Raw genomic sequence first — 23,611 nt, forward strand, 5'->3', positions numbered from 1 at the left:
GGCCGACATGTTCCACGGATCGATCCCGGCCGCGATGCGGTCCATCGTCTACGAGCACGCCGGCGGATGGCCCACCGACCAGGACATCTACGTCGGCTGCTCCGGCAACTTCACCCTGGAACGGGTCCTGCACGCCCGCTTCGGCGCGAACCGCCAAGTGCATGGCAACGACATCCAGGCGTACTCCTGCGCGCTCGGCTGGTGGCTCGCTGGCCAGCCCTTCTCTTTCACCCTCCGCGACGAGTACGAGGACGTCCTAGGCTGGCTCAGGCCCTTCCTGGACGACCCCACAGACCTCCTCGCCACCCTCATGCTCGGCACACGCTTCCTCCAGTGGGTCGGCAAGGAAGGCCCGTACTTCCGACGGATGATCGAGGCGACCCGCGAGCAGTGGCCCCGCATGCACGACAAGACGGCGGCCAAGCTGCGGAACCTGACTGTGCGACTCGGCTCCTTCTACGCCGGCGACGTGCGCGACTACCTGTCCACGGTGGTCCCGGGCAACGCCCCGGTGGTGATGTTCCCGCCCTTTTACAGCAAGGACTACCAGGCGCAGTTCGCCGCTCTGGACGAATGCTTCAACTGGCCAGCCCCCACCTTCGACGACCTGGACGAGAACGGCAAGGAACAGATCATCACTCAGGTGCGGGACCGGCCGCACTGGATGCTCGGCCTGCACATTGAGCGGCCCGAGCTGCGCCCCCACCTCGCCGGTGTAGTGCAGACCGCGAACCGCGGCCTGCCCATCTACGTGTACGCCGCATCCGGGCCCCGACGCATCGTCCGCCCGCGCCAGCCGACGCAGCCGATCCCCATGCCGAAAATCGGCCCCGCCGACGAGCTGGGCGACCGGATGACCCTGCACGTCTTGAGCGGCGGCCAGTTCGCAGCGATCCGCAGCCAGTTCATGTCCAAGACGATCAAGCCAGGCACGCCGTTGCTCGCGTGCGGTGTCGCCGTCGATGGGCTGCTGGTCGGCGCGTTCGCCTACCTACCGCCGAAGTTCGACCCCGACTGCGCCTACCTCATGTCCGACTTCCCGGTCTCCTGGTCCCGCTACCGGCGCCTGGCCAAGCTGATCGTGATGGCCGCCACCACCAAGGAAGCCCAGCTTCTGCTGCAACGCTCGCTCTCGCGCAGGGTCACCGGCTGGTCGACCACAGCGTTCACCGACAACCCCAACTCGGCGAAGTACGGGCGAGGCATCCCCGGCGTCCGGCTGCAGAAGCGCACGGAGCCCGCGGCCGACGGCATCCACCGATACCAGCTGCAGTACGGCGGCCCCATGGGGGAGCGGACCCTCCTTGAGGTCCTGGACCTGTGGAAGCGCAAGCACGGGAAGGACCAGCGATGACGGACACCACCAGCCCCACGGTCAGCGCCACCGCCACCAGATTCCGGCCGAGGCTCGTGCCGCGCGACCCGCGCACCCTCACCCGCCTGCCGGTGAACGCCCGTTTCATGCGCAAGGAGGAGTACGACCGGCTCGTGGCCAACGTGCGCCGCGACGGCTGCCTCACCAGCGTCCCGCTCATCTACTCCGGCGGCGAGTACGAGGAAGGCCACGAACTCATCCTGTCCGGCAACCACCGCTGTGACGCCGCCGTTGACGCCGACCTGGACGAAATCGACTGCATGCTCATCGAGGAGCACCTGTCGCCGCAGCAACTGGTCGCCTTGCAGCTGTCCCACAACAGCATCGCCGGCGAGGACGACCCGGCCACGCTGAAGCACCTGTACGACCAGCTCGACGACGTCGACTGGCGCGCCTACTCCGGCCTGGACGACGAGCAGCTGGGCCTGCTCGCCGAGGTACAACCGGAAGGGTTGTCAGAAGCGAACCTGGACTTCGCCACCGTGAGCCTGATCTTCCTGCCGCCCGAACTTGAGGCCGCACGCCAGGCGTTCGACGACTCCCGCTTCGGCCAGGACGAGAGCTGGCTGGCGGCCCGCGCCGACTACGAGCAGACCCTCGACACGCTCGCCTCGACGCACGCCGCACACAAGGTCGGCAACGTCGCCACAGCCCTGCACATCATCCTCACGATCGCCGAACGGCACCTGGATGAACTGCGCGAGGGCTACACCGCCCCGGACGGCAGCGCCCTCCACACCGGCCGCGTCGGCCTGGAGACCGTGCTCGGCGCCCGCATGCTGCCAGCGACCGCAGCCGCCACCATCAACAAGGCCATCGCGGCAGCCGAAGGTCGCGGCGAGATCGACCCTGGCCAGGGCTGGCAGCTCCTGGAGCGACTCACAGGCGAATACCTCAGCGGCCCCAACCACAACCCCGCTGACCTGAGATAACGCTCCATGGGCAACCTCAGGCCGCTCAAGCTTGACCCCAACCTCGACCCCTGGGAACGACAACCGGACGAGTCCCTCACCCGCCACGCCCAGTTCTGCACGTACCGAGACATGGGCCGATCCCGCAGCCTCCGGAAAGCTGCCGAGATGCTGACCAAGAACGACCGTTACGTGCGCGACGTGGCGGCGGCCCTCCGATGGCGAGAGAGGGCCGAGGCGTGGGACCGGCACATGGACCAGCTGTACGAGGCGACGTGGGTCGAGGAGCGGCGCAAGGCCGCCGAAGCCGACGCGCGGATCCTCGGCGCCGGCATCGGCAAGATCGCCCAGCGGCTCCCCACGATGAACCCTGCCGAGCTGTCCCCGAGCGACGTGATCAGGCTCATGGACGTGACGATGCGGCACCGGCGCACCCTGTTCGGCGACCCGGCCGCCACGCTCGCGACCGGCCCGGAGGAGGCCGAGCGGCAGGCCCGCATCACGACGGAACAGGGCATGATGCTGGCCGACGTGATCAGCCGCACCTGCGAGGCGTTGCAGGCCGAAGTGCTCGACCTGGTCGCCGGACAGGCCCGCGATGGCGGCCACGAGGACGTAGAGGAGTTCGCCGCCGCGGTGGCCACCGCAGTGCAAGCGCAGTGGCCGACCTGGCTGTCTCGCATCGTGCCCGAGCAGATCGCAGCAGTCACCGGCGAAGGAGGGAGCGATGAGTGACGACGGGGATCAGCCGACCCACGAGCCGCTCACCCTGCACCTGGGCGACCTGCGCCCAGCCCGCTGCGTCCGCTGCGGCGCCGACGAGCAGTTCGTCGCCGCGACGATCTACGGATTGGCCGGGTCGGGCAGCCGCGTCATCGGCGGGATGGCCGTCTGCCAGAGCTGCGGCTGGTCACCGTACACCGCGATGACGCTTCCATGAACGGCCCGCCCGCGCCACGCCAACCACGACCGGCACCACTACGAAACGAGGCAGCATGAACCGATTCGACCTGAGACCGGCAGTCCAACCCACCCAGCACGCCCGCGCTGGAGGCTTGCATGCCTGATCCGCACGTGTCGATCACGTTGGACTTCAGGAGGCCTGCCGCTGCCGCCGTGGTGATGGAGCACGTGGTGGCGGCCGTCAACCGGTCGTCGATGCCGTACGAGCTGACCGGGACCTCCTGCCACAGCTTCGACCTGGACGACGTGGAGGAGTAGCCGGTGGCCGTCATCCAACGCTGGGAGCTGGTCGAGTACAGCGTCGATCTGCCCGCCGACCAGCGCGACATCGTCGAGATCCTCGACCGGCTCCGCGCCGAGCTGCCCGATCGCTGGGAGTACCGCGAAACCGTCAAGGTCACGATGGGTGACCGAGATCAGCTCGTCTTCCGCTACCGGAAGGCGCGGACATGAGCCGCATGTGGATCGTGGATGCCTCCGAGCGGCGTCACTTCGGCCATGCCCATGACGACGGCCTCGTGATCCTTGACGACTTGCCCCGCGTCTCGCCTCCCGTGCTGTGGCCGGTGCCGGCAACCCTCGTCCTGCACGCTCCGAGGTCCCGCCTGACCTGGTGGCCGTGGATGCTGGCGACCGGCCGGCCCGGGCCGGGCGCGTCGCGGGTGAAAGCCGAGTACCGACGCAGACGCAGATGACCGTCTTCCGAATCGTCCTGGCCGTAGCGGCCGTTTATCACGGGGAGTAGTACATTGCCGATCGACCCGCAGGCGTGCCCAGGGGTGTGCAACCGCAGGGCACGTCGGGCGTGGGAGGAGTACGACCAGGCGGTCATCGCTCACGCCATCGCCATGGACATCTACACGGGGGAATACCCGAAGTACCGGGCCGCCCTCGCTGCCTGGCATCCCCCTCTCGCATGGCCGGTCGAGCCTCGCGAGCCAGCCGAACCTGAGCAGCCCACCGTCCAAGTCCTCCGCGCGAATCCGGTGTGGTGTTGCCGCTGCCCCCGCGCCATCCGCGGCGCGCTGTACCAGATCAATGAGACGGCGGCCGTCCTCTACGCGGATATCACCGGCCACCGTAGCGCGGTGATCACGGGCCCGACTGGCAGGAGGTCTCTCGACCCCAGGGAGCTGATCGAGCTGCTCGACAACGTGTACGGGGATCTTGTCGAGGTGGCGGGCCAGTGGGCGGAGGTTCGCGGTCATCCGTTCCGGCCGCCACAGTCGCGCGGCAGCCACGCCCGCAACATCACCATCTCCTACCTGCTGGGGGAGCTCGACGACATCCTGCTGCACCACGCGTCGGTGGAGTTCGGGCTGAAGGTGCTGTATTGGGAGCGGAGGCTGCTGGACACGGCGAAGGCAGACCCGGCGAGCCGCCGGTCGCCGATCCGGTGCCCACGCTGCCGGGACAGGGAGCTGTACAGGGAAGACGACGGCTACTTCAAGTGCAGGTCGTGCGAATGCCTGCTGACACAGGAGGAGCACGATCGCCGTTACGCCGATGAGGTCGACGAGCACGACCACGAGCAGCAGAAGGCACACGCATCATGATCAACGTCGACGGATCGTACGAAGGTCCAGCGCTCTTGGCCGCCGGCGACGGCCGCCTCACCGGGGCCCACGCCACGATCCAGCTCGCCGGCGAAGAGCATCCTCTCGGCGGCGTGAAATTGGTCTGGGAGGCGACCGCGGATGTGGAGGGCCTGGTCCCTGCTGGCGTGGTCCTCGGCACAGCAGCCCTGCGCGTGGAGGGCAGCAAGGAGGACCTGCCCGTCGCGGTGGACGGCGTCGCAGTGCGGCGAGACTCGCTTCGGGTGAGCCTGCGAGGCCGGCGGCATGTGTGGACGGCCCCGTGAGCGACGGCACCCCGCCGGCCTGGCCGCCCAAGCCGCTCGCACCGCCGCTGCCGATGATCGACACTGAACGGGCGCAGCAGGCGTTCGCCACGTTGGGCGAGCAACTGCGGGCGCTGGTTGACGCGATGCGGCCCATCGCCGAGCAGGTGCTCCGCGACGTCGCTTCGGTCTGCGAGGTGTTCGCCGCGCTGGTGAATACGCCCGAGATGCGGGAGCTGGAAGTCGCCCGCCAGCGAGCACGATCGATGATGAAGAGCAACTACGCCAGACGGCGACGCAGGAGGGTGAGACGAGGATGACCGAGCAACCGGACTGGGTGCGTAACCTCAGCCAGGCTGCGGCCAACCTGAAGCAGGGCCTCGACCATGTGGGAGACATCCTCAGGGCTCAGACTGCGATGGGGTGGGCGTTCCGCGGCGACCTCGTCGCCACCCGGGCCGCGCTCGCCGGGGCGAGCGCTGAGCAGCTGCGCGAGTTGTCCGCCGCAGCCTCGGTTCTGGCCGCCGTGGCGGACGATGCGCTGGCGGGTGAGGCCGGGGGTGGCAGGCATGAGCGGCCGGGGGGAGACCGTCCGGCTGAGCCGTCGGTGGAGGAGTGGGAGAGCGGCCCGGACGCGGCCAGCGGCGGCGGCGAGCCACCGGCGCGCGTCGAGGGGCGCGTCCTGCTGCTGTTCGGGGCCTTCGCCGTGGTGGTGACCGCCTACCACCCGGAGGGCGACCCGTTGCACGTGTCGGCGGCCGGGCTCGCTGAGCAGCTGGGTGTCGGAATTGAGGAGCTGCCGGGTAGCCGGTTCATCGGGGAGATCGTTGACGACCGGGTGGTGAACGCGGAACTGATCTGCTGATCAGGGACAGGCGTTTTACCTGCGATTATGGGTGAGATACGCACTAAATGATCTTGTAAAATACCGTCCCAATCTCATAGAATGATCATGTCGACAAGGAAATGGCAGTCCGAATCGACAGCAGACCGATCACTCAGAGAAAGGGTTCACCCCCATGGGCCAAACGCCCGAACAGAATTTCGAAGATATGGCGGACGCCATCGTCCGGTCACTGACCGCCCTGCAAGAGGCCGCCCGCCGCCTCCCACTTCCGATCGTTCTCCCCAAGCTCAGATCCGGCATGTCCGCCCACGAGTTCATCGACCCGATCAAGGGGCTCCGCACCATGCTCGAAGCCGAGCCGATCCCCGAGACGGTGATCGCCCGGATCGACCAAGCCGCCCTCGGCATCCTGGCATCCATCGAACTCACCCAGATCGCCGCAGCTGACGAGATCGACTGGAGGTACGACGCCGTGCACATGATCTGCACCACGGCGGTCATCGCCGCGCGCCTGGCCGAGCAGGACCTGCGCAAGCCACGCAGAAGGTAATACCGGCCTACCAGCCCCGGGCAGCCAGGCCAGCCCGGGGCCCATCGGCGGCAGAGGGAAACCCGCCGCCACCCAGAACGATGAGGGCCTGGCAGGGACGGATCCGAAGATCCGAAGATTGGCAGCCCTGCCAGGCCCGCAGACTGATCTCCCAGAAGGAGTTCACCCACATGGTAGAGCACCGCAACGTCATCGCCCCAGAGATCGCCGAGCGGTACGGTCGGGCCCTGACCACCGTGACGGACGTCTGGCGCAAGCACCCCGACTGGCCCGCCGCCACCGGCCGGCGCGGCCGGTGGAACGAGTACGACGCCCAGGCCGTCGACGAACTGATCCGGCGCGCGTTCCTCCGCCCACCGGCACCCGAGGAGGGCAGCTCGGACGATCTGCTGACAATTGCCGACATCGCCGCCTACACCGGGCTAGCGAGAGGCACGATCGACGCCGACATCTCGCGAGGCCGCATCCCGCCCCCGGACAACACCGAGGACGGGAAGCGGTGGAGGCGCTCCATCATCGACGGCGTCATGAGTAGGCGGCACGGCTACCGCCGGGCCGGCACCGGGAAGGAAGCGCCGGAAGTGTGATCGGAGCGCCGTACGACGTCGCCTCCCGGCCCCACAAGCGAAAACGGCCGTTCTACTGGCGCCGCGTTGAGCCGCGTCGATCCTAGGGGTTGTCGCCAGCCTCGAGCCACTGGCAGGCTCGCCGCTATGACGAGACACGGAAACGAGGGCGGCTGGGCCGCGAGCGACTCGGGCGGCTGGACAGCTCGGAGCGTGGGCGGCGGCGTCCGCCACATGGGCGGCTGGTAGGCGTGAAGAAAGGCCCGACCCCAAGCTTGGGTTCGGGCCTTAACCATCTACTCCTTGCGCCGCACGAACAAGCCGAGCAGCCCCCACAGGGTGAAGCCGCCTGCGGCGCACCCGCCCAGGAGTGCGGCCGGCCATGTCGTGCCGTCCGCCCGGAGCAGCGCGGTCGCGATGCTGGTAGCGGTTACGACAGCCAGCGCAACCAGAAAACCACGTTCCAAACTCATAGATCCCACCAGAATCACCGGGTCGTATATGGGCAAGAGAAAGCACTCGGGTTCCCCTCCTGGCTCTCCTCCTCTCTTGAGGGGTCATCTCCCTTGCTTGCGCCGATCGGCGCTGCCGGTCGTTCTTGGTGGATGTGGTCATAGTAGGAGCAACACTGCTCCTCCCACTGGAAAACCCAGAAAGGGCCTGAACCCCATATGGGTTCAGGCCCTTTCTACTGGTTAGGGGTCACGCGATGTGCCGAGCGTCGGAGGCGGCGTGCGGCACATGGGTCCTCAGTGCGACGCCGGGCCGATTCGGGGCAAAGGGGACTCCCTCGATCCTCTTCAGTAGAACACGTGTACGCATAGGGTTGCCGGTTCGGGCCCTTCACCGTCCAGTGGAACGAGTACGACGCCCAGGCCGTCGACGACCTAGTGCGGCGCGTTTCTCCGCCCGCCGGCACCCATAGAGGGCTGGGCGGACGACTTGCTGACGATCAACGACATCGTCCCCTACACCGGGCTCACAAGAGGGACGATCGACATTCCGCGTTGTCCGGGCCGCATCCCCGGCCCGAACAACGCGGAGCACGGCGTGAAGCGGTGGAAGCGGTCCACGATCGACGACATCATGAGCAAGAGACGCGGCTAACGGCGGAAAAGGACGTCATGACGATTGTGTATGTCACGGGTGCTGGAGACCGCTACCACGCATCACGAGACTGTCTAGGACTCCAGTCAGGGCAACAAGGTGGCGAAGCCCAGGGCTACGAACTACGCGAGATAGTCGAGATAGACCTCAGTTCGGCTATCGCTGCAGGCAAGACCAGGTGCGGCACCTGCGGAGGAACGGCACCATGAGCCCCGAGCAGCAGCGCGAACTGTCCGCCGCTTCGACGCTAGCCGCTCTGGCCGACGAGGAGCTGAGCACCAGGTGAGTGTGGAAGCTTGGTCGGCAGTCGCCGCCGCCGTCTCGGCGCTCGCTGCAATCGTCGCTGTGGTCGTGGCCTTCTTCGCCTGGAAGGCGACCAAAAACGCTGCCAAGGCCACGGCCGACCTCACCAAGATCGAAGCTCGTCGCTGGCATCACGATCTGACCCCTCAATTCACCTTCGAGCTCGGCCCGGAGGCGGGAGATCGTACGACACTGAAAGTGTGGTTCAACGGGCCCGCCGCGCTGGGGGAACTCACTGTCAGCGTGACCATCCGCAACGACAAGCCGAGGAACTCCACGTTGGCTGGCTCGCCTTCCCAGGAGGAGATCGACGCGCAAGTGTGGGGGCCGTACCGGTTCGTCCCGCATGTGGATGGCGCAGACCAGCATGGTCGTGCGGCGGCACCGATCAAGCTTCTGCCTGGAGACGGACGCCAGTTCTCGCTGCAGCGGACCATCGCCCCTTCGTGGACTAGGGAGGAGTGGTGGCGCGACGAATTCAAGTACGCGCCTGTCCGCGTCGGGCTGCGGTGCACAAGTGGGGACGACGATCCGTGGACCGTGTACCACGAGGTACCGACAGTCCAGGGCACACCACTAGAAGGCCGGCTCTACGCCGCCGGCCGGGACACTGACGGTGGATGAGCTGATCGCGCTCCTGAAGGCGCGGGTCGACGAAGCCGAGCAGGCCCAAAATGCCCGTTTGACCGAGCCGGGTTGACCCCGCGCGGGGGTTGCCGTCGGCGCCGGGGCGCTGGCAGGCTCACCGCCATAACGAGACACGGGAACCACAGCGGTGGGTGGCTGGGATCAGCTTGCATCGAGATCTAGAAACATCTCGGATGTTGGGTGCGGCCAGGGCAGCGAGTAATAGTTACTGACCTGCTGCTCGATATGAGCCTTCGCTTCCGTGATCAGCGCCTCGATGTCATGAACCACTCCACCGTGGGTGCGCCTGCGTCCGTCGTGGACGGTGTCCCACTTGCTCTTCTTGCTCTGGCGAGTGGTGGACCCCTGCTCCTTGCTGCCGAAGCCTTTGAGTTTGCTGTTCCAGATCGGCTGGTAGCCCACACGCAGTCCGTTTTCACCTAGATCGGCGTGCACGTCTGGCATCAGCAAAGCGCGAAACCGGAACTCGGCTATGGAAAGGCCGCCCTCCATGATCGAGAGCCGGTGCTGCTTGAGCCGACTGTGAAGAGGGAAGCGCTCCCGCACCCTCTCCCCGGTCGCGCTGTTACTCGAGAGCGCTTGGCCTGCATATACGGGGATCTGCAGGTTCGCTAGTGGCAGGTAGAGATGCACGCTGGTGCCCCGGTAGTACAGCGCATACAGTCCGGAGCCCTCGAATCGAGGGATCTCATGCGTCATGGAGACCAGCGGTTGACGTTCAAAGTTCTCGCAGATGGTGACTGCGATCTGCTCGGTCGACAGCGGGTCGAACGACGCGGGGGTGTACTCGGAGGGCATGGCTTCCTGATCTGGGTTGGGGGGCGTCGACCCCAGGCCACTGGGACAACGGTGGAGCTGTGTGCCGGACCCGGCCAGACATCGGCCAGTTGGCGTTGCCCGTCGAGGACAAGGGCTCGTCCGAGGGCACCCCTCCGGAGGTTTGTCTGGATCCAGGCTTTGATCAGTACGGACCCTATGGTCTCGATCACTTTTGGGCCACTCGTTCGAGTGAATTACCCCCAAGATCGCCAACTCCGCGGTATGGTTCTCGCATGGTTGACCAGCCGCAAGAGACAACAGAACCGCGCACCAGTGTTGAACTGTTTGCGGGTGGGGGTGGCCTCGCCATGGCGGTCCACCAAGCGGGCTTTCGTCCTCTTCTGTTCAACGAGTTCGACCACCGGGCCTGCGAGACGCTTGTGGCCAGCGCCAAGAAGACCCTCGGGGTCGACGGCTTGGTGCGAACTGAAGAGAAGCGGCCTGAGCCGCCAGAGCCAGGTAAGCCCGCGCCTCTGTATCCGGGGGACGTGCGCGATCTGGATATGAGTGCCCTAAAGGGCAGGGTCGACCTCCTAGCAGGAGGTCCTCCCTGCCAGCCGTTCAGCGCGGGCGGCGTCGCCAAAGGCGACGAGGACAAGCGCAACATGTTCCCCGCCATGTTCAAGGCGGTGCGTGAGATTCGGCCGAAAGCCGTAATCTGCGAGAACGTGCGGGGCCTGTTGCGGCCGTCTTTTAGGGATTACTTCCAGTACATCCAGAACGAACTGCGGCTTCCGTTCGAGAAGCGGAACGACGAAGTGAGGTGGCAGGATCATAACGATCATCTGACGAGCATCCTCGCGAAGCTCTCCGATGATGATAGTGATCCTGACCATTACAAAGTCGTGATGATTCCGGTTAACGCTGCTGACTACGGCGTTCCTCAGGTGCGCAACCGCGTCGTCATCGTCGCCTTCAGAGCTGACCTCGGCGTCGACGTCGAGGCATTCGAGAAGTACGTCAAGACTCCGAGATTCTCTGAAGACGCCCTGTTCCGCTCCATGCGCGACGAGGATGGTCCGTACTGGCAACGCCATAGGGTGCCAGGTCATGTGCGCGATCGAGTCCGGGCCCGCCTCCCTAAGGTGATCAAAGAGGACGACTGCCAGCCTTGGCGAACACTGCGCGACGCGATTCAGGGCTACGGCACAGATGCGAAGCTGCCGGCGCTGCCCAAAGTGAATCTGAAACGACTCGACGAGAAGTTCGACTTCGGCGAGAGGATCGACGTCACCGACCACATCGGCTGGCCCGGTGCCCGGATCTACAAGGGGCATACCCCGAACGAGCTCGACCGGCCTGCCAAAACAGTCAAGGCTGGCGTGCACGGTGTGCCAGGCGGCGAATCGGTGATGCTGTTGGACAGCAGGTACCGTGATTCCAATTCTCCTGATGGGTGGACCTATCGGCATCGCTACATGACCGTTCGTGAGACTGCTCGCGTGATGACCTTCCCCGACGCGTGGCTCGGCGCCGGTCCACGGGGGGAGCAGATGCGGCAGTTGGGCAACGCGGTTCCGGTCGTCCTAGGCGAGTTCTTCGCCAACGCCGTCGCCGAAGCGCTCGCAGCCGCAGGACACTGATGTCATGGCGCGGAAAGGCGACGAGGGACATTGGAAGGAACGGCTGCCCGCAGAGCGTGCGTACAAGCGTCGCGCTGGTGCCGTAGCTCCATCTGTGGAGCAGGATCGTGCTGCTGGTGGCCGCAGCCGCCGCAGCGTCGCCCTCAGCGGCGGCCGCTTCGCGCGAGCCTCAATCACGCTTCGGCTATACAAGCGCACACGGCGCATCCGTGCATACCTGCGCTGGTCGCAGAACGGCAAGACGGAGGAGAGGTACGTCTGTGAAGTGGAGCGCGATTCCCGTCGGGAGAACCTTGTCGAGGCATGGCGACAAGCTTGGGCGCAGGGATTCTTGGCTGAAGAGCCCCTACCACCTGAGTCAACAGCTTCTTCACCAGAGGTCCGTGCCTCCATGCGGGGCAACCGCGGCAAGGATACGGAGCCGGAACTGGCCCTTCGCAAGCTGCTCTATCAGCGTGGCCTGCGTTACCGGGTCAACGCCCAGCCGCTCGCCGAGATTCGACGCAAGGCGGACGTAGTCTTCCTTGCCGATCGAGTCGCGGTCTTTGTGGACGGCTGCTTCTGGCACGGATGCCCAGAGCACTATCGTCCTTCAACGAGGAACGCGGAGTTCTGGCGTGAAAAGATCGAAGGCAACAAGGCCCGAGACGCGGAGACCACCGAGCAACTAGTGGCAGCTGGTTGGACGGTCATCCGGATCTGGGAGCATGAAGACCCTGCTGCGGCCGCAGACAAAGTCGGTCACGTGATCACACGACTGAGGCTGGACGCTGCTACGACTGCTACAGCGTCCACTTGAGGCGACGCTCTCCCCAGTAGGCCCTTCACATCCTCCCCTCCACATCCCCGAGATCGCGCTCGGCCTAACGGTTCGCGAATGGCTCGGCTTGCGCCCCTGATCAGCGGCGTGTCACACTTCCCGCAGGCAGATCACGTATGCCCTCAGCCAGGCCGGCTGGGGGCATCGCGCATTTCGGGGGTGAGCATGGACCCCGAACCGATCAGCGCGCAAGACGCCGCAGCCCGTCTTCGCCGTCGGCCAGCCACCGTCCGGAAGTGGCGCGAGCGTTACGGCGCCCGCATCGTCGGCCGCGAGCAGCGGCGGGACTACTTCGACTGGCACGACTTGGCGACGATCGACGGCTGCATCGCTCGTGGGGAGGAGGTGCCAGCGACACCGGAGCAGCGTGACGCGCTGCGCGCGTCTCTGCGTGAACGCTGGCAGGGTGCGGCCTAGTCGCCGACCCGGTACCGCTCGATCTTGGCGAGGATCTCGTCGTCGGCTGGTTTGATCATCCAGGTGGCGACGGGCGGCACCTGGTGGAGCAGCACGTGGTCGAGATCGGGCAGGCCCAAGTCGCCCGTCAGATCGACGAGATAGGCGTGCAGCTCCGGCCGGCGCTTGAGCGGACGGCCGTTGTCGTCGACGGCGTCGAACGGTACGCGCGGCGCCTCGTAGCGTGCGTACACCTTGGCGACGACCCAGTGCCGGATCGGGTCGCCATGGGGTGCCACCCAGCCGCCAGCGCCCTTGTCGTAGGGCCAGTTCTGCAGTACGACGTGCGACTCCTCCATGCCCCGATTCTCGTACGTGCGTTCGATGTCTGTCAGGTCGGGGGGTGGATGTGGGGATCGTCTTCCAATACCTCCCTCCGGAGGAGGCGGCTCTCCGGACCACGGCTGGCTTCCCTCAGTTCGTGATCAATCAGGGATCGGTCTTCCCGGTCACCGGTCTGGCGTTCGACGGCGCTGGCACCGCTCAGGAGTACGCGTACTGGAAGTTCACGCCGTTCGGGTACGTGACCGACGCGGACGTGTCCGTGGAGATCATCTGGTATGCCGCCTCCGGCACCAGCGGCACCGTCAACTGGGGGGCGGCCATCGCCTCTATCACGCCAGGCGTGGACACCGAAGACGTGGAGACCGCCGCGTTCGCCAGCATGCCAACAGTGACAAGCAGCCATCTCGGCACCACGGCGCGCCGCTTGCACAGAACCGTCGTCACGATCACCGACCAGGACGGCATGACCGTCGGCGATGAGTGCTGGCTGCGCGTCATGCGCAATCCCGCGGTGGACACGCTGACTGCCGACGCGATCCTCACGAGCGTCCGGATCTCCTACCCGGACACGTAGGAGGCGGTCTCGTGTCGGTCCGGTTCGACGTGGACGGCGAAAGCTACACGCGGGTCACGGGCCTGGCCGGTGTGGCGAGCTGGACAGTCACCTGCTGGGCGCGGCTGGCAGTCAACCGCGGCACGACGACCGTGCTGTGGCAGATCGACAACGGCACGGGGACCAGCCGGCTGCGATGTAACGCCTGGGATGGCGCAGCGCTGACGTATCAGACCGACGATGGCGGTTGGTTCGGGCTGGCCGGGCAGACGATGACGGTTGGCACCTGGTACTACATCGGCATCTCGGCCGACGCCAACCCGGGCCTAGTGAGAGTCCGAGTAAGGGCGGCGGGAAGCGCCACGTGGGGCGGAGGGAACCCGGCCCAGGCCAACGTGACGATCAGCGCCAACACGCTGCGGCTCGGCGATGGGCAGGCCGCGAACGAGTTCCTCAACGGGTCGCTGGCGGCAGTCAAGGTGTGGAACGCGCCGCTCACGCTAGAGGAACTCGAACTGGAATCGTGGACGTACATGCCGCAAAGGACAACCGGCATTCGCGGCTGGTATCCGTTCACGCGGGTCGAGACTGTGGACTACTCGGGCCAGAGTCAGGTCCTGACGGGCGGCAGCGGGGCAACACTCGAAGACGGGCCGCCGATCCCGTGGCAGCGAGGACGACGTCGAATCGTCGTCAGCGCCGCCAGCCCCGGCATCGCCGGGCAGGTGGCTGGCAGCCTGCCGCCGCTGGGCGGGGCGGCGGCTGGGGCCGCCCGAGTGTCCGGCCAGGCCGCGTCCGCGCTGCCCAGCATGTCCGCGGCCGTTCAGAGTTCGGTCGAGGTCTCTGGCGACGTCGATGGCGCGCTGCCCGCGTTCTCGGCTGCGGTCGACGGCTTCACCCACTCGCCGGGGCAACTGGCCGGTACGCTGCCCGCGCTCTCCGCCGTGGCGGAGGGCCTCATCCCGTTGCCGGGAGAGCTGGTCGGCACGCTGCCGCCGCTCGGCGCGGCGGCGGAAGGCGAAGTCCTGTTCGGCGCCGTCGATGCCACGCTGTCGCCCTTCAACGCTGCTTTGGCCGGTGCCGCGGTTGTGGAGGGGGCGGCGGATGCCGCCCTCCCCGGCTTCTCATCCGAGATGGCGGCCGACGTCATCTACGACGTGACCGTGGACACGCCGGGGCCTGACCAGGGCTGGTCGGCTTTACCGCCTGCCCGGCCGATCGATACCAGCGGCGTCGCCCGTGGTTGGGTCGCAGGCCGGCCTACGACCTGACCGGGAGGGGGACGGCGTGCTGCGGATTCCGTGGCTGTCGGTCGAGTTCGTCAAGGTGCCGATCACGACGGGGCCGCCCGAGCTCACCGACCTGCCTGTGCACATGGCGATCCTGCCGAAGGGCCAAGATCCCAGCCCCGGTGATTGGAAGCCGGCGGCGTGGATCGGCATCAGGGCGTCTGTGCTGATCGGGCCCGGGACGGGGTTGCCGCTGGAGAAGGGGCTCACCTACGGCATCTGGGTCAGAGTCACGTCCGCTCCGGAGATGCCCGTCCTCGGGCCTTTCCCGCTGCACATCACCTAAGGAGGGCCGACGATGGTTACACGCATCCCCGACGGCGTCCGTTCGGCCGCCTGCGACGCGGTGGTGGACCGGGTCGACGTCGGGACGACCAACCCAGCCGGCCGGTTGCGCATCTACAGCGGGTCGCAGCCCGCTTCGGCCAACAGCGCGGCCACCGGCACGCTGCTGGCCGAGGTGCCGTTGGCTCTCCCGGCGTTCACGGCGGCCAGCAACGGCGTGGCAACGCTGCTCGGCGTCCCGCTGACCACGGATGGCTTGGCCGCCGGGACCGCCGGATGGTTCAGGATCGTGGACCGCGACGGCGGCACGGTGCTGGACGGTTCTGCGGGCACGTCGGGGACGCAGCTCATCCTGAACACGGCCACGATCTCTCCCGGCGTGACCGTGCAGATCAACTCCGGCACGATCACGATGCCCGGAAGCGAGCCGTGACCCGGTGACGGCGACGCTGTCGCCCTGGAGGGTGGCGGCCAACCGCTTCCGGCCGAAGCCGCGCAAGTGGGCGAGTCCAGGCGCGATGGCGTCCGCGATCGATCGCGGCCACCGGCAGACGGCGATGCTCGCCCGCATCGACCAGGAGCTGGTCGAGCTGTTCGACGGCAAGGACGACCGCGGCTTGATGATTTTCACGCCGCCGCAGGAAGGCAAGTCGGAGCGGGTCTCCCGCAGGACACCGGCATGGCTGCTGGCGCACGATCCGACGCTGCGGATCGCCATCGTCAGCTACTCGGCGGACAAGGCCGTCAGGTGGGGCAAGCAAATCCTGCGGGACGTCCGCGCGCACCCCGAACTCGGGATCGTCCTGCGCAAGGACGCGCAGACGGCGGGCCGGTGGGAGACCGAACAAGGCGGGCGCCTGTTCTGCGTCGGCATCCAGGGCGGTATCACGGGCGAGCCCGTGGACGTAATGGTGATCGACGACCCGGTGGAAGGGCGCGCTGAGGCGGAGTCGGCCACCTACCGGGAGGCAGCCTGGGACTGGTGGGAAAGCAACGCGTCCACCCGCCAGTCATCCCGGTTCCGCGTGCTGCTGATGATGACCCGATGGCACGAAGATGATCTCGCGGGTCGGCTGCTGGCGCGGGAGCCGGGCCGGTGGCGGGTGCTGCGAATCCCGGCGATCGCCGAGGAAGGCGACCCGCTTGGCCGCCGTCCAGGCGAAGAACTCGCATCGGTGCAGCAGCGCCGTCGCGGGTACTTCCACCAGCTGAAGGAGCTGCGGAGCGCGTACGTGTTCAGCGGCATCTACCAGCAGGCGCCCACCGTGGCCGAAGGCAACCTTTTCCGGAGGGCGGATTTCAGGTACTGGCACCAGCTGCCCGCCGACCCGTCCAGGCACGGCCCGCTGTCCGGCGGCCGAATCGACCTCGGCGGCCGGGCAGTCCCGCTCGACGACCTGTGGAGGTTCCTCACCGTCGACCTGGCCGCGTCGACAAAAACGTCAGCGGACTGGACGGTCGCCAGCGTGTGGGGAATCTCCCCGGACGGCGACCTGATCCTGCTGGACCGGCGGCGCGGCCGGATCGAGGAGGCCGAGCACTGGGATCTGGTCCGTCCACTACGCGAGCGGTGGGCGGCCGACACCGTGTTTGTGGAGGCCGGGTGGATCGGCACCACGCTGGTGATCGACGCGACCGCGAGCGGCGTGCCGGTGCAGCCGCTCACCGCCGACACCGACAAGCTGACCCGTGCCTTGCCCGCAACGTCGAGGGTGAAAGCGCACCGCGTGTGGTTCCCTGCCGGCGTGCCGTGGCTGGATGAGTGGTGCGACGAGCTGGCCGGGTTCCCCTCGGCTCAGCACGACGACCAGGTGGACACCCTGGCGTACGCGGCGCGCGTGGTGACGATGCATTGGGTGCGTCAGGACGCCGCCGGGCCGGACGGCGATGCCGCCGCGTCCGCGGGCGCGGCGATCGAGCAGGCGTACACCGCGGCCACGGGCGGCGACACGGGCGGCATCGACTTCATGTCCCTCGACTACTGATCTGCGGCCGGCCACGGCCCGCCATGACCACGGAGCGGGGTGAGCGATGGCCAGCATCCCGACCAGCGACATCGGCGGGCTCGCTTCGATCGTCGGCGGATGGTGGATCGACGACTGGCTGGAGGTCCTGCCGGATCTGACGTGGCCGCTCAGCGTCCACACCTACGCGCGGATGCGTCATGACCCGCAGCTCGCCGGAGTCCTGGCCGCCTACACGCTGCCGATCAGGCGGGCGGTGTGGCAGTTGGATCCGGCCGGATGCCGGGACGAGGTCGTGGCCATGGTGGCTGACGACCTGGGCCTGCCGATCAAGGGCGCGGACGAGAAGCCGGGGCCAGCGCGGCGGCGTGGGGTCAGCTGGTCCGAGCACGTGCGCATGGCGCTGTTGTCGCTGGTGTTCGGCCACATGGTCTTCGAGCGGAGGTACGAGATCCGGCGCGGCCAGGCACGGCTGGTGTCGCTGGGCGAGCGGATGCCGCACACCATCGACGAAATCGAGCTGGCACGGGACGGCACCGTCCGGTGGGTGTCACAGGACGTCGCTGGCAGTGGCCGCCCCATCCCGGCTGACCGGCTCGTCTGGTACGTGCACGCCCGGGAGGGAGCGAACTGGGCGGGCCGCTCGGTCATGCGAGCGTCGTACGGGCCGTGGCTGCTGAAGCACGAGCTGTGGAGGGTTCACGCGACCAGCATCAGACGTTTCGGGATGGGCATCCCGAGCGTGGAGGCGCCGTCCGGTGCGACCGCCAACCAGGTGGCGGAGGCGCAACGGCTCGCCTCCTCGATGCGGGCGGGCGACCAGGCCGGGATCGGGCTGCCGCCCAACTTCAAGCTCAGCCTGACGGGCATGACCGGGTCGGCGCCGGACGCACTGGCGTACATCACCTACCTCGACCAGCAGATGAGCAGGTCAGCCTTGGCGGGGTTGATGGATCTCGGGAACACGCCGAATGGTTCCCGGGCGCTCGGCCAGAGCTTCTTGGACTTGTTCTTGCTGTCCCTGCAGGCGGTCGCCGACGAGATCGCCGACGTGGCCACCTCCGGGCATCCGGCGCTGCCCGGCATTGTGACGCAGTTGGTGGATTTCAACTTCGGCGAGGACGAGCCTGCACCGCGAGTGATCGCGAGTGACGTCGGCACGCGGCATGAGGTGACGGCCGAGGCGCTGCAGATGCTGCTCTCCGTTGGCGCGATCACCGCCGATGACGAGCTGGAGGCGTACGTACGGCAGGCGATGCGTCTGCCGGAGAAGGCGGAGGACGCGCCCCCGCCACCTCGCCGCCCCGGTCCGGACGAGCCAGAGCCCGAACCAGGGCTGGAGCAGGAGGAAGACCAGCAGCGCCGGGCAGTCCCGCGGCGTCGGTCTTTGGCACGTCAGCGCGGGCCCCAGGCCGCGGCCGGGGCGCGGCGTCAGCTGACCTTGGACGAAGCGGACTCAGGCGTCGATCCCGACGCGATCCAGTCCCTGTGGCAGGAGGCTCTGGACACGTTGATCGCCGCGTGGGTTGCGGTCTCGCAGGCGTGGCGTGACGCCCTGGCCGACCAGGTTAAAACGGTCGTTGATGCCGGGGATCTGCCATCGCTCGCCCGCATGGAACTCGACACCGGCGACGCCGAACAGCTCCTCACCGACGCCATGACCGACCTCGCAGCGGCGTCCGCCGAGCAGATGGCAGCGGAGGCCGCCGCCCAGCAGGTGGAGGTGGAGCCGCCGCCGGTCGATGAGGACCACTTGGGCGCGATCGCCGCAGCCCTCTCCGTACTGCTCGCGGCGTGGCTGGCCGGGGCCGCCGCCCGGGAAGCGCTGCGGCTGGCCGTCCCAGGCGTCGGCGGAGACCAGGTCGCCAACGCCGTCATCGAACACCTGGAGGGCCTGTCTGACGCCTTCCTGCGCGAACAGCTCGGCGGCGCGCTGTCGACGGCGCAGATGGCTGGCCGCATCGCCGTGCTTGAGGCCGCACCTCCAGCCCGATACCAAGGGCTGGAAGTGCTCGACAGCAACACGTGCGGGCCGTGCCGGGACGTTGACGGCCGCCTGTTCGACGGCCTGGGGGAGGCCAAGGCCGCCTACGCGCCGGGCGGCTACATCGACTGCCAGGGCCGATTGCGGTGCCGCGGCACGGTGATCGCCATTTGGGATCCGGCATAGGCAGACAAGAGCCGCCTGATCTTGCATGCCGAACGATTCGGCTCGATCACGGCGCCGCAGGATAAGGATCTCTTGGGCGTTTCGCAGGCGGAGTTGCCCGGTGGGTTCTCATGTCGATCGCTCGACGCCGAACCCTCTTTGCGCTCCGCTGTCCTCGCCCGTGTCGGCTCCGTGGCGGAGGGTATGCCACCCGTCCGCGCCTATCTTCACCCGCCATGCCAGCGGCCATTCCCGCTGCGCGCCCTCGGCCGGCGCCGCTCGCACGTCAGTGAGATTCGCCCCGTCTAGGCCCGTTGCTCCCTCGAACACGACACTTCTATTGAAAGTCGTCTTTTGGAACATCACGTCTCGATTGAAGGTCGTCTTGTTGAACCAGGCGTCTCGATTGAAGGTCGTCTCGTCGAACCAGGCGTCTCCGTTGAAGGCAGCCCCGGCGAACCAGGCGTCTCGATTGAAGGTCGTCTCGCCGAACCAGCTGCTGCCGGTGAAGCTGGCATCACTGAACGTGGCGTCAGCGTTAAAGGTCACATCAGCCCACCCGACATCGCCGTTGAAGCCCACCTCATCGAACCGGGCTGCGCTGTCGAAAATCGCCTTGTTGAACCAGGCAATGGTGGCAAAGGTCGTCTTGGCGAACCAGGCCGCGCCAGTGAAGTGCGCTTCGCTGAACCACGCGGTGCTGGTGAAGGCTGTCTCGTCGAATCTGGCGACGCCGTCGAAGGTCGCGCCGTCGAACTGGGCATCGCCGATGCGGCAACAGCTCAGATCGAGGTCGATGAGCGTGGCGCCGGTGAGGTCGAGCCGGATGCCGGGCCAATGCTGCGGGTTGGGCTTGGCCCGTGCGGGCCGCCACCGGGACTTGGGCGGTGAGGCCTGATAACGCAGGTGCGCGGCCAGGATGCGTTGGGCGGTGAGTCGGACCTGGCGTTCCTCGCGCGGGTCCCGTCCGGCCGGGGGCGTAGAGATGCCAGCCACGGCGGCACGTGGGACGGCGGACTCGGGAGTCTCGGTCCGACCCGAGGCCGGGGTGTACGGCATGCGCAAATAGGCGCAGATCACATCCACGATGGTCTGCCGTAGTGCCGGGGTGTCCTGAGCGAGGCGTTCCAGGGCGTACAGGCCAGCGAGACGGACTGGAGCCTGATCATTGCCGAGCTGTTCAGCGGCCTTGGTGTACAGCTCGGTGACCCGGCGTTCCGTGGCGTCATGAGTGGTGTGCGCCGCGGCCAATTCCTGGTGACGCTGTCGGCGTACGGCGAGCAGCAGAGTCACGGCAGCGCCAACACCGGCCGCAGCCGCCAACGCAGTGCGGACGGCTTCAATCCGGGCGGACACCTGCTCGGCAACCGGCAATTTGTCCAGGTCCTGAAGCAGCCATGAGGTGGTCCCCCAAGCTGCCACGCCGATCAACAGCGCTGCGGGGAGTGCCCACCACCACATCGAGCGCGGCGGACGCAGCTCGGGTGGGCGAGCAGGTGACTTGGAAGGCCGCAGGAGGAAGCCCATGACTCATTTGACCGCGCCATGCGCCGCCTGCCAGCCCGAGTAATCAAGTCGTGACGGGGCCCGTGAGCCTCGGTACACCTCTTTCCTGCTGGCTTCCAGCTGGGCCCGATTCTGAGCAAGGAGGACTGACGGGTGAGGCATACAACCGCGCGGCCACGCGCCCGACAGCGGGAGGAGCGCGCCGACTGGTACCGCATCCGCAACGCAGCCGGCGACGACGGAGCCCCCGCCGAGGTCTACATCTACGACGAGATCTCCTGGTGGGGAGTCTCCGCACAGGACTTCATCAGCGAGCTGAAAGAGATCACCGCGAGCAAGATACGGCTGCGGCTCAACTCGCCGGGTGGCGAGGTGTTCGACGGGATCGCGATTGCCAACTTGCTCCGGTCGCACCCCGCCAAGGTCACGACGTGGGTGGACGGTTTGGCCGCGTCAATCGCGTCGGTGATCGCCCTCGCCGGCGAGCAGGTGATCATGCAGCCGCACTCGCAGATGATGATCCACAACCCGTGGGCGATGTGTATCGGCGACGCCGCCGACATGCGGGACGCAGCCGAGCGGCTCGACCGCCAGTCCGACAACCTCGCTGCCGTCTACGCCGAACGCGCCGGCGGCGACGTGAAGCACTGGCGCGAACTGATGCAGGCCGAGACATGGTTCAGCGCCGCCGAAGCGGTCGCTGCGGGCCTGGCCGACGAGGTGGCCGAGCACGGCAACCCCGACGACGCCCCACAGGACGCCCCCGATGACGACGCCAAGGCCAGGGCTCGCGCATGGGACCTGAGCGTGTTCCGGTACGCCGGCCGCGCGGAGGCGCCCGCCCCGAACCTGACCGCCGTCCGCAACACCCGCCTGCCGGTGATCGGCCAGGCCAAGCATGCTCCCCCGGCCGGGCCGGCCGCGGGGCCCCAGAAAACACAGGAGGAGGACAGCATGTCCACTCTCGCCGAGGGGCTGCGTGAGCGGCTCGGCATCGCCAGCGACGCCGAGCTCGACGACGCCGCTCTGCTGGAGGCGCTCGACGAGGCGTTGGCCGAGCGCGCCGACGACGAACCTGCCCCGCCCGTCCCAGAGCCGGAGCCGGTGGCGGCGCGCGTGCCCGACGGGATGGTGCTCATCGATGAGGCCACGCTCGACGAGCTGCGCTCCAACGCCGCCGAGGGCGTCGCGGCACGGGCGCAGCAGCGCGCCGAGGCCCGCGACCAGGCGCTCAACGAGGCCATCCGCCTCGGGAAGTTCCCTCCCGCCCGGCGTGCGCACTACGCGAAGGCGTGGGACGCCGACCCGGACGGCACCCGCCAGCTGCTCGACTCGCTCGCCGAGGGCCTGGTCCCTCTGGACCCGATCGGCGAGCCCGGCGGCGAGCCGCACAGCACGGAGGAAGACGAGGTCTACGACCGCATCTTCACGACCCCCGGAAAGGGGTAACCGATGGCCGACTACCTTCCCGTCTACCTCAACGGTGTCGAGCCGTTCACGATGACCGCCAGCGCTCCCGTCACCGGCGGGCAGGTCCTGGCCGCCTCCGGCGTCGGCACCGTCGCCCCCACCGCGGGGCCCAGCGGTGCCGCGATCGGTATCGCCCAGAACGACGCCCCCACGGGCGGGTTGGTCACCGTGTGGCCCCTATCCGGTGTGGTCCACGAGTCCACCAGTCCCGCCGGCGTGGCCGCCGGCGCGGCCCTCACTTCATCGACGTCCGGCGGCATCGACTCCGGAACGCTCGCCTCGATCGCCGCTGCGGGCACCCACATCGGCACCGCGCTCACCACGGCCGGCGCGGGTGCCAAGGCCCGCTGGATCGGCCGCTAACAGAGAGGACAAGGCACCATGCCTGTCAACCCCCCGGGCGCGCCGACCCTTGCGGGCGACCTGCTCACCATCCACCGGCTGCTCCAGTCGCCCGAGCAACTGCGGCGCCGCCTCCGGACGCTGGACGACATGCGGTTCGTCGCGGACCAGATCCTCACGCAGCGTTGGCGCTCCAGCGGCGGCGCGGTGCTGTTCGAGGTGTCTGAGCCGATCATGACGTCCCGGCCGGTGGAGCCGGTGTCGCCAGGCTCCACCTACCCGTACGCGCCGACGGCCGACGGCGCCGCCGGGCTGTCGGCCGTGCAGGACTGGGGCCAGGCGTCCCGCCTCACGGACGCGGCGATCAAGCGGCGTGTCCGCGGCGGCGACGAGCTGGACCGCGTGCTGCGGAAGATCCTCAACACGGTCATCGCCAAGATCGACGCCCTGGCGATCGCCGCGGTGGCGTCCGCCGTGACCAACACCGTCAACGCCGACACCTACGGTGGCGCGTGGAACGGCACCACGCCGAACATCCTGCGCACCCTGGAGGCCGCGAAGGCGTTCATCGCGGACCTGGACATGGGGTACGAGCCGGACACCGTGCTGCTGTCCAGCGAGATGTACGCGATCATGGTCAGCGACGACCGGGTCAACAACCTCAGGCGACGGGAGACCACCGACAACCCGATCTACGGTGGCGACGTCGAGATGATCGACGACCTCGTCGTGGTGAAGGCTCCGGCCGCGCGCCTGCCCGCCGCCGACGTCTGGGTCCTCGACAGCCGGCAACTGGGCGGCATGGCCGACGAGGTCGGTGCCGATCCGGGCTACGTGATGGCCGAGATGGGCGTGCAGGTCCAGTCCGAACGTATCGCGAGAGCGAACGCCTGGGACATCTGGGCGCGCCGCCTCACGGTGCCCGTGGTCCAGGAGCCCGGCGCCGCTGTCCGCATCACCAACACGAAGGACTAGCCGAT

31 protein-coding genes are annotated in these 23,611 nt (G+C 67.8%); 27 read left to right on the forward strand and 4 right to left on the reverse strand.

The window, feature by feature from the left end; genetic code table 11:
* Positions 1-7: 7 nt before the first annotated feature.
* The 13 genes from ABD830_RS41980 (at position 8) to ABD830_RS42040 (ending at position 7,073) form a co-directional block, all read left to right on the forward strand.
* The gene (locus ABD830_RS41980) at positions 8-1,354 is read left to right on the forward strand and encodes a putative antirestriction adenine methyltransferase (protein WP_344999936.1); all 1,347 of its coding nucleotides are present in this window, start codon (positions 8-10) and stop codon (positions 1,352-1,354) included.
* Positions 1,351-2,307, forward strand: a complete 957-nt coding sequence (locus tag ABD830_RS41985) for a hypothetical protein (RefSeq protein ID WP_344999938.1) — start codon at positions 1,351-1,353, stop codon at positions 2,305-2,307. Before ABD830_RS41980 ends, ABD830_RS41985 begins: the two co-directional genes overlap by 4 nt.
* 6 nt (positions 2,308-2,313) lie before the next feature.
* Positions 2,314-3,021, forward strand: a complete 708-nt coding sequence (locus ABD830_RS41990) for a hypothetical protein (protein ID WP_344999940.1) — start codon at positions 2,314-2,316, stop codon at positions 3,019-3,021.
* Positions 3,014-3,226, forward strand: coding sequence for a hypothetical protein (locus ABD830_RS41995; RefSeq protein WP_344999942.1), 213 nt, complete (start codon positions 3,014-3,016; stop codon positions 3,224-3,226). The genes ABD830_RS41990 and ABD830_RS41995 overlap by 8 nt, the downstream gene beginning before the upstream one ends.
* A gap of 119 nt (positions 3,227-3,345) precedes the next feature.
* On the forward strand, positions 3,346-3,507 hold the full coding sequence (locus tag ABD830_RS42000) for a hypothetical protein (protein ID WP_344999944.1): 162 nt from the start codon (positions 3,346-3,348) through the stop codon (positions 3,505-3,507).
* A 3-nt stretch (positions 3,508-3,510) separates the two neighbouring features.
* Positions 3,511-3,702 (forward strand): hypothetical protein, encoded by a 192-nt coding sequence (locus ABD830_RS42005; RefSeq protein ID WP_344999946.1) that lies wholly within the window; start codon positions 3,511-3,513, stop codon positions 3,700-3,702.
* Positions 3,699-3,944: a hypothetical protein gene (locus ABD830_RS42010; RefSeq protein ID WP_344999948.1), complete on the forward strand. Its 246-nt coding sequence runs from the start codon at positions 3,699-3,701 to the stop codon at positions 3,942-3,944. The genes ABD830_RS42005 and ABD830_RS42010 overlap by 4 nt, the downstream gene beginning before the upstream one ends.
* Positions 3,945-3,998: 54 nt before the next feature.
* On the forward strand, positions 3,999-4,805 hold the full coding sequence (locus ABD830_RS42015; protein ID WP_344999950.1) for a hypothetical protein: 807 nt from the start codon (positions 3,999-4,001) through the stop codon (positions 4,803-4,805).
* Positions 4,802-5,110 carry a hypothetical protein gene (locus tag ABD830_RS42020; RefSeq protein ID WP_344999952.1) on the forward strand — a complete coding sequence of 103 codons (309 nt, stop codon included), beginning with the start codon at positions 4,802-4,804 and terminating at the stop codon, positions 5,108-5,110. Before ABD830_RS42015 ends, ABD830_RS42020 begins: the two co-directional genes overlap by 4 nt.
* Complete coding sequence (locus ABD830_RS42025; RefSeq protein WP_344999954.1) at positions 5,107-5,409, forward strand: hypothetical protein; 303 nt, start codon at positions 5,107-5,109, stop codon at positions 5,407-5,409. Before ABD830_RS42020 ends, ABD830_RS42025 begins: the two co-directional genes overlap by 4 nt.
* Positions 5,406-5,954 (forward strand): hypothetical protein, encoded by a 549-nt coding sequence (locus ABD830_RS42030; RefSeq protein WP_344999956.1) that lies wholly within the window; start codon positions 5,406-5,408, stop codon positions 5,952-5,954. The genes ABD830_RS42025 and ABD830_RS42030 overlap by 4 nt, the downstream gene beginning before the upstream one ends.
* Before the next feature lie 187 nt (positions 5,955-6,141).
* Positions 6,142-6,486 (forward strand): hypothetical protein, encoded by a 345-nt coding sequence (locus tag ABD830_RS42035; RefSeq protein WP_344999958.1) that lies wholly within the window; start codon positions 6,142-6,144, stop codon positions 6,484-6,486.
* A gap of 170 nt (positions 6,487-6,656) precedes the next feature.
* Positions 6,657-7,073: a helix-turn-helix transcriptional regulator gene (locus ABD830_RS42040; protein ID WP_344999960.1), complete on the forward strand. Its 417-nt coding sequence runs from the start codon at positions 6,657-6,659 to the stop codon at positions 7,071-7,073.
* A gap of 275 nt (positions 7,074-7,348) precedes the next feature.
* Here ABD830_RS42040 and ABD830_RS42045 read toward each other — a convergent pair whose 3' ends face one another.
* Positions 7,349-7,525: a hypothetical protein gene (locus tag ABD830_RS42045; protein ID WP_344999963.1), complete on the reverse strand. Its 177-nt coding sequence runs from the start codon at positions 7,523-7,525 to the stop codon at positions 7,349-7,351.
* 469 nt (positions 7,526-7,994) lie between these two features.
* Here ABD830_RS42045 and ABD830_RS42050 point away from each other — a divergent pair, with 469 nt between their 5' ends.
* Together ABD830_RS42050 and ABD830_RS42055 are read left to right on the forward strand one after the other, a co-directional pair.
* Positions 7,995-8,159, forward strand: coding sequence for a hypothetical protein (locus tag ABD830_RS42050; RefSeq protein ID WP_344999965.1), 165 nt, complete (start codon positions 7,995-7,997; stop codon positions 8,157-8,159).
* Positions 8,160-8,441: 282 nt separating this feature from the next.
* Positions 8,442-9,086 (forward strand): hypothetical protein, encoded by a 645-nt coding sequence (locus ABD830_RS42055; protein ID WP_344999966.1) that lies wholly within the window; start codon positions 8,442-8,444, stop codon positions 9,084-9,086.
* A gap of 165 nt (positions 9,087-9,251) precedes the next feature.
* On the opposite strand, the gene ABD830_RS42060 is transcribed toward ABD830_RS42055, so the two are convergent.
* Positions 9,252-9,908: an Eco29kI family restriction endonuclease gene (locus ABD830_RS42060; protein ID WP_344999968.1), complete on the reverse strand. Its 657-nt coding sequence runs from the start codon at positions 9,906-9,908 to the stop codon at positions 9,252-9,254.
* Positions 9,909-10,162: 254 nt separating this feature from the next.
* On the opposite strand from ABD830_RS42060, the gene ABD830_RS42065 reads away from it, so the two are divergent.
* From ABD830_RS42065 to ABD830_RS42075, 3 genes are all read left to right on the forward strand, one after another.
* Positions 10,163-11,512, forward strand: coding sequence for a DNA cytosine methyltransferase (locus tag ABD830_RS42065; RefSeq protein ID WP_344999970.1), 1,350 nt, complete (start codon positions 10,163-10,165; stop codon positions 11,510-11,512).
* A gap of 4 nt (positions 11,513-11,516) precedes the next feature.
* Positions 11,517-12,311, forward strand: coding sequence for a very short patch repair endonuclease (locus ABD830_RS42070; RefSeq protein ID WP_344999972.1), 795 nt, complete (start codon positions 11,517-11,519; stop codon positions 12,309-12,311).
* A 186-nt stretch (positions 12,312-12,497) separates the two neighbouring features.
* Positions 12,498-12,749, forward strand: a complete 252-nt coding sequence (locus ABD830_RS42075; protein ID WP_344999975.1) for a hypothetical protein — start codon at positions 12,498-12,500, stop codon at positions 12,747-12,749.
* On the opposite strand, the gene ABD830_RS42080 is transcribed toward ABD830_RS42075, so the two are convergent.
* Positions 12,746-13,087, reverse strand: coding sequence for a hypothetical protein (locus tag ABD830_RS42080; RefSeq protein WP_344999977.1), 342 nt, complete (start codon positions 13,085-13,087; stop codon positions 12,746-12,748). The genes ABD830_RS42075 and ABD830_RS42080 overlap by 4 nt on opposite strands.
* A gap of 122 nt (positions 13,088-13,209) precedes the next feature.
* On the opposite strand from ABD830_RS42080, the gene ABD830_RS42085 reads away from it, so the two are divergent.
* From ABD830_RS42085 to ABD830_RS42110, 6 genes are read left to right on the forward strand one after another with little or no spacing between them, the layout of a single operon-like run.
* Entirely contained in the window at positions 13,210-13,647 is a 438-nt protein-coding gene (locus ABD830_RS42085; protein WP_344999979.1) for a hypothetical protein, read from the forward strand.
* 11 nt (positions 13,648-13,658) lie between these two features.
* On the forward strand, positions 13,659-14,897 hold the full coding sequence (locus tag ABD830_RS42090) for a LamG-like jellyroll fold domain-containing protein (RefSeq protein WP_344999981.1): 1,239 nt from the start codon (positions 13,659-13,661) through the stop codon (positions 14,895-14,897).
* A gap of 16 nt (positions 14,898-14,913) precedes the next feature.
* Positions 14,914-15,201: a hypothetical protein gene (locus ABD830_RS42095; protein WP_344999983.1), complete on the forward strand. Its 288-nt coding sequence runs from the start codon at positions 14,914-14,916 to the stop codon at positions 15,199-15,201.
* Between the two features lie 12 nt (positions 15,202-15,213).
* Positions 15,214-15,633 carry a hypothetical protein gene (locus ABD830_RS42100; protein ID WP_344999985.1) on the forward strand — a complete coding sequence of 140 codons (420 nt, stop codon included), beginning with the start codon at positions 15,214-15,216 and terminating at the stop codon, positions 15,631-15,633.
* 4 nt (positions 15,634-15,637) lie between these two features.
* On the forward strand, positions 15,638-17,185 hold the full coding sequence (terL, locus tag ABD830_RS42105) for a phage terminase large subunit (protein WP_344999987.1): 1,548 nt from the start codon (positions 15,638-15,640) through the stop codon (positions 17,183-17,185).
* A gap of 46 nt (positions 17,186-17,231) precedes the next feature.
* Positions 17,232-19,334 (forward strand): phage portal protein family protein, encoded by a 2,103-nt coding sequence (locus ABD830_RS42110; protein ID WP_344999989.1) that lies wholly within the window; start codon positions 17,232-17,234, stop codon positions 19,332-19,334.
* A 108-nt stretch (positions 19,335-19,442) separates the two neighbouring features.
* Here ABD830_RS42110 and ABD830_RS42115 read toward each other — a convergent pair whose 3' ends face one another.
* On the reverse strand, positions 19,443-20,840 hold the full coding sequence (locus tag ABD830_RS42115; protein WP_344999991.1) for a pentapeptide repeat-containing protein: 1,398 nt from the start codon (positions 20,838-20,840) through the stop codon (positions 19,443-19,445).
* A 132-nt stretch (positions 20,841-20,972) separates the two neighbouring features.
* On the opposite strand from ABD830_RS42115, the gene ABD830_RS42120 reads away from it, so the two are divergent.
* Genes ABD830_RS42120 through ABD830_RS42130 form a run of 3 tightly spaced genes read left to right on the forward strand, consistent with a single transcriptional unit; the run spans position 20,973 to position 23,606 of the window.
* Positions 20,973-22,268, forward strand: a complete 1,296-nt coding sequence (locus tag ABD830_RS42120; RefSeq protein WP_344999993.1) for a head maturation protease, ClpP-related — start codon at positions 20,973-20,975, stop codon at positions 22,266-22,268.
* Between the two features lie 3 nt (positions 22,269-22,271).
* Complete coding sequence (locus tag ABD830_RS42125; RefSeq protein ID WP_344999995.1) at positions 22,272-22,652, forward strand: capsid cement protein; 381 nt, start codon at positions 22,272-22,274, stop codon at positions 22,650-22,652.
* An 18-nt stretch (positions 22,653-22,670) separates the two neighbouring features.
* A complete protein-coding gene (locus ABD830_RS42130; protein WP_319708280.1) occupies positions 22,671-23,606 on the forward strand; it encodes a phage major capsid protein in 936 nt (311 codons plus the stop codon).
* Positions 23,607-23,611 lie beyond the last annotated feature (5 nt).

Origin of the sequence: Nonomuraea helvata (assembly GCF_039535785.1) — a bacterium.
Classification (GTDB): Bacteria; Actinomycetota; Actinomycetes; order Streptosporangiales; family Streptosporangiaceae; genus Nonomuraea; species Nonomuraea helvata.

Coding starts and splice junctions, on each gene's coding strand:
- ABD830_RS42115 (WP_344999991.1), bottom strand. CDS start 20,840: ATGGGCTTCCTCCTGCGGCCTTCCAAGTCACCTGCTCGCCCACCCGAG.
- ABD830_RS42030 (WP_344999956.1), top strand. CDS start 5,406: ATGACCGAGCAACCGGACTGGGTGCGTAACCTCAGCCAGGCTGCGGCC.
- ABD830_RS41985 (WP_344999938.1), top strand. CDS start 1,351: ATGACGGACACCACCAGCCCCACGGTCAGCGCCACCGCCACCAGATTC.
- ABD830_RS41990 (WP_344999940.1), top strand. CDS start 2,314: ATGGGCAACCTCAGGCCGCTCAAGCTTGACCCCAACCTCGACCCCTGG.
- ABD830_RS42035 (WP_344999958.1), top strand. CDS start 6,142: ATGGCGGACGCCATCGTCCGGTCACTGACCGCCCTGCAAGAGGCCGCC.
- ABD830_RS42075 (WP_344999975.1), top strand. CDS start 12,498: ATGGACCCCGAACCGATCAGCGCGCAAGACGCCGCAGCCCGTCTTCGC.
- ABD830_RS42110 (WP_344999989.1), top strand. CDS start 17,232: ATGGCCAGCATCCCGACCAGCGACATCGGCGGGCTCGCTTCGATCGTC.
- ABD830_RS42000 (WP_344999944.1), top strand. CDS start 3,346: ATGCCTGATCCGCACGTGTCGATCACGTTGGACTTCAGGAGGCCTGCC.
- ABD830_RS42045 (WP_344999963.1), bottom strand. CDS start 7,525: ATGAGTTTGGAACGTGGTTTTCTGGTTGCGCTGGCTGTCGTAACCGCT.
- ABD830_RS42010 (WP_344999948.1), top strand. CDS start 3,699: ATGAGCCGCATGTGGATCGTGGATGCCTCCGAGCGGCGTCACTTCGGC.
- ABD830_RS42060 (WP_344999968.1), bottom strand. CDS start 9,908: ATGCCCTCCGAGTACACCCCCGCGTCGTTCGACCCGCTGTCGACCGAG.
- ABD830_RS42065 (WP_344999970.1), top strand. CDS start 10,163: ATGGTTGACCAGCCGCAAGAGACAACAGAACCGCGCACCAGTGTTGAA.
- ABD830_RS41995 (WP_344999942.1), top strand. CDS start 3,014: ATGAGTGACGACGGGGATCAGCCGACCCACGAGCCGCTCACCCTGCAC.
- ABD830_RS42070 (WP_344999972.1), top strand. CDS start 11,517: ATGGCGCGGAAAGGCGACGAGGGACATTGGAAGGAACGGCTGCCCGCA.
- ABD830_RS42130 (WP_319708280.1), top strand. CDS start 22,671: ATGCCTGTCAACCCCCCGGGCGCGCCGACCCTTGCGGGCGACCTGCTC.
- ABD830_RS41980 (WP_344999936.1), top strand. CDS start 8: ATGTTCCACGGATCGATCCCGGCCGCGATGCGGTCCATCGTCTACGAG.
- ABD830_RS42040 (WP_344999960.1), top strand. CDS start 6,657: ATGGTAGAGCACCGCAACGTCATCGCCCCAGAGATCGCCGAGCGGTAC.
- ABD830_RS42020 (WP_344999952.1), top strand. CDS start 4,802: ATGATCAACGTCGACGGATCGTACGAAGGTCCAGCGCTCTTGGCCGCC.
- ABD830_RS42100 (WP_344999985.1), top strand. CDS start 15,214: ATGGTTACACGCATCCCCGACGGCGTCCGTTCGGCCGCCTGCGACGCG.
- ABD830_RS42125 (WP_344999995.1), top strand. CDS start 22,272: ATGGCCGACTACCTTCCCGTCTACCTCAACGGTGTCGAGCCGTTCACG.
- ABD830_RS42080 (WP_344999977.1), bottom strand. CDS start 13,087: ATGGAGGAGTCGCACGTCGTACTGCAGAACTGGCCCTACGACAAGGGC.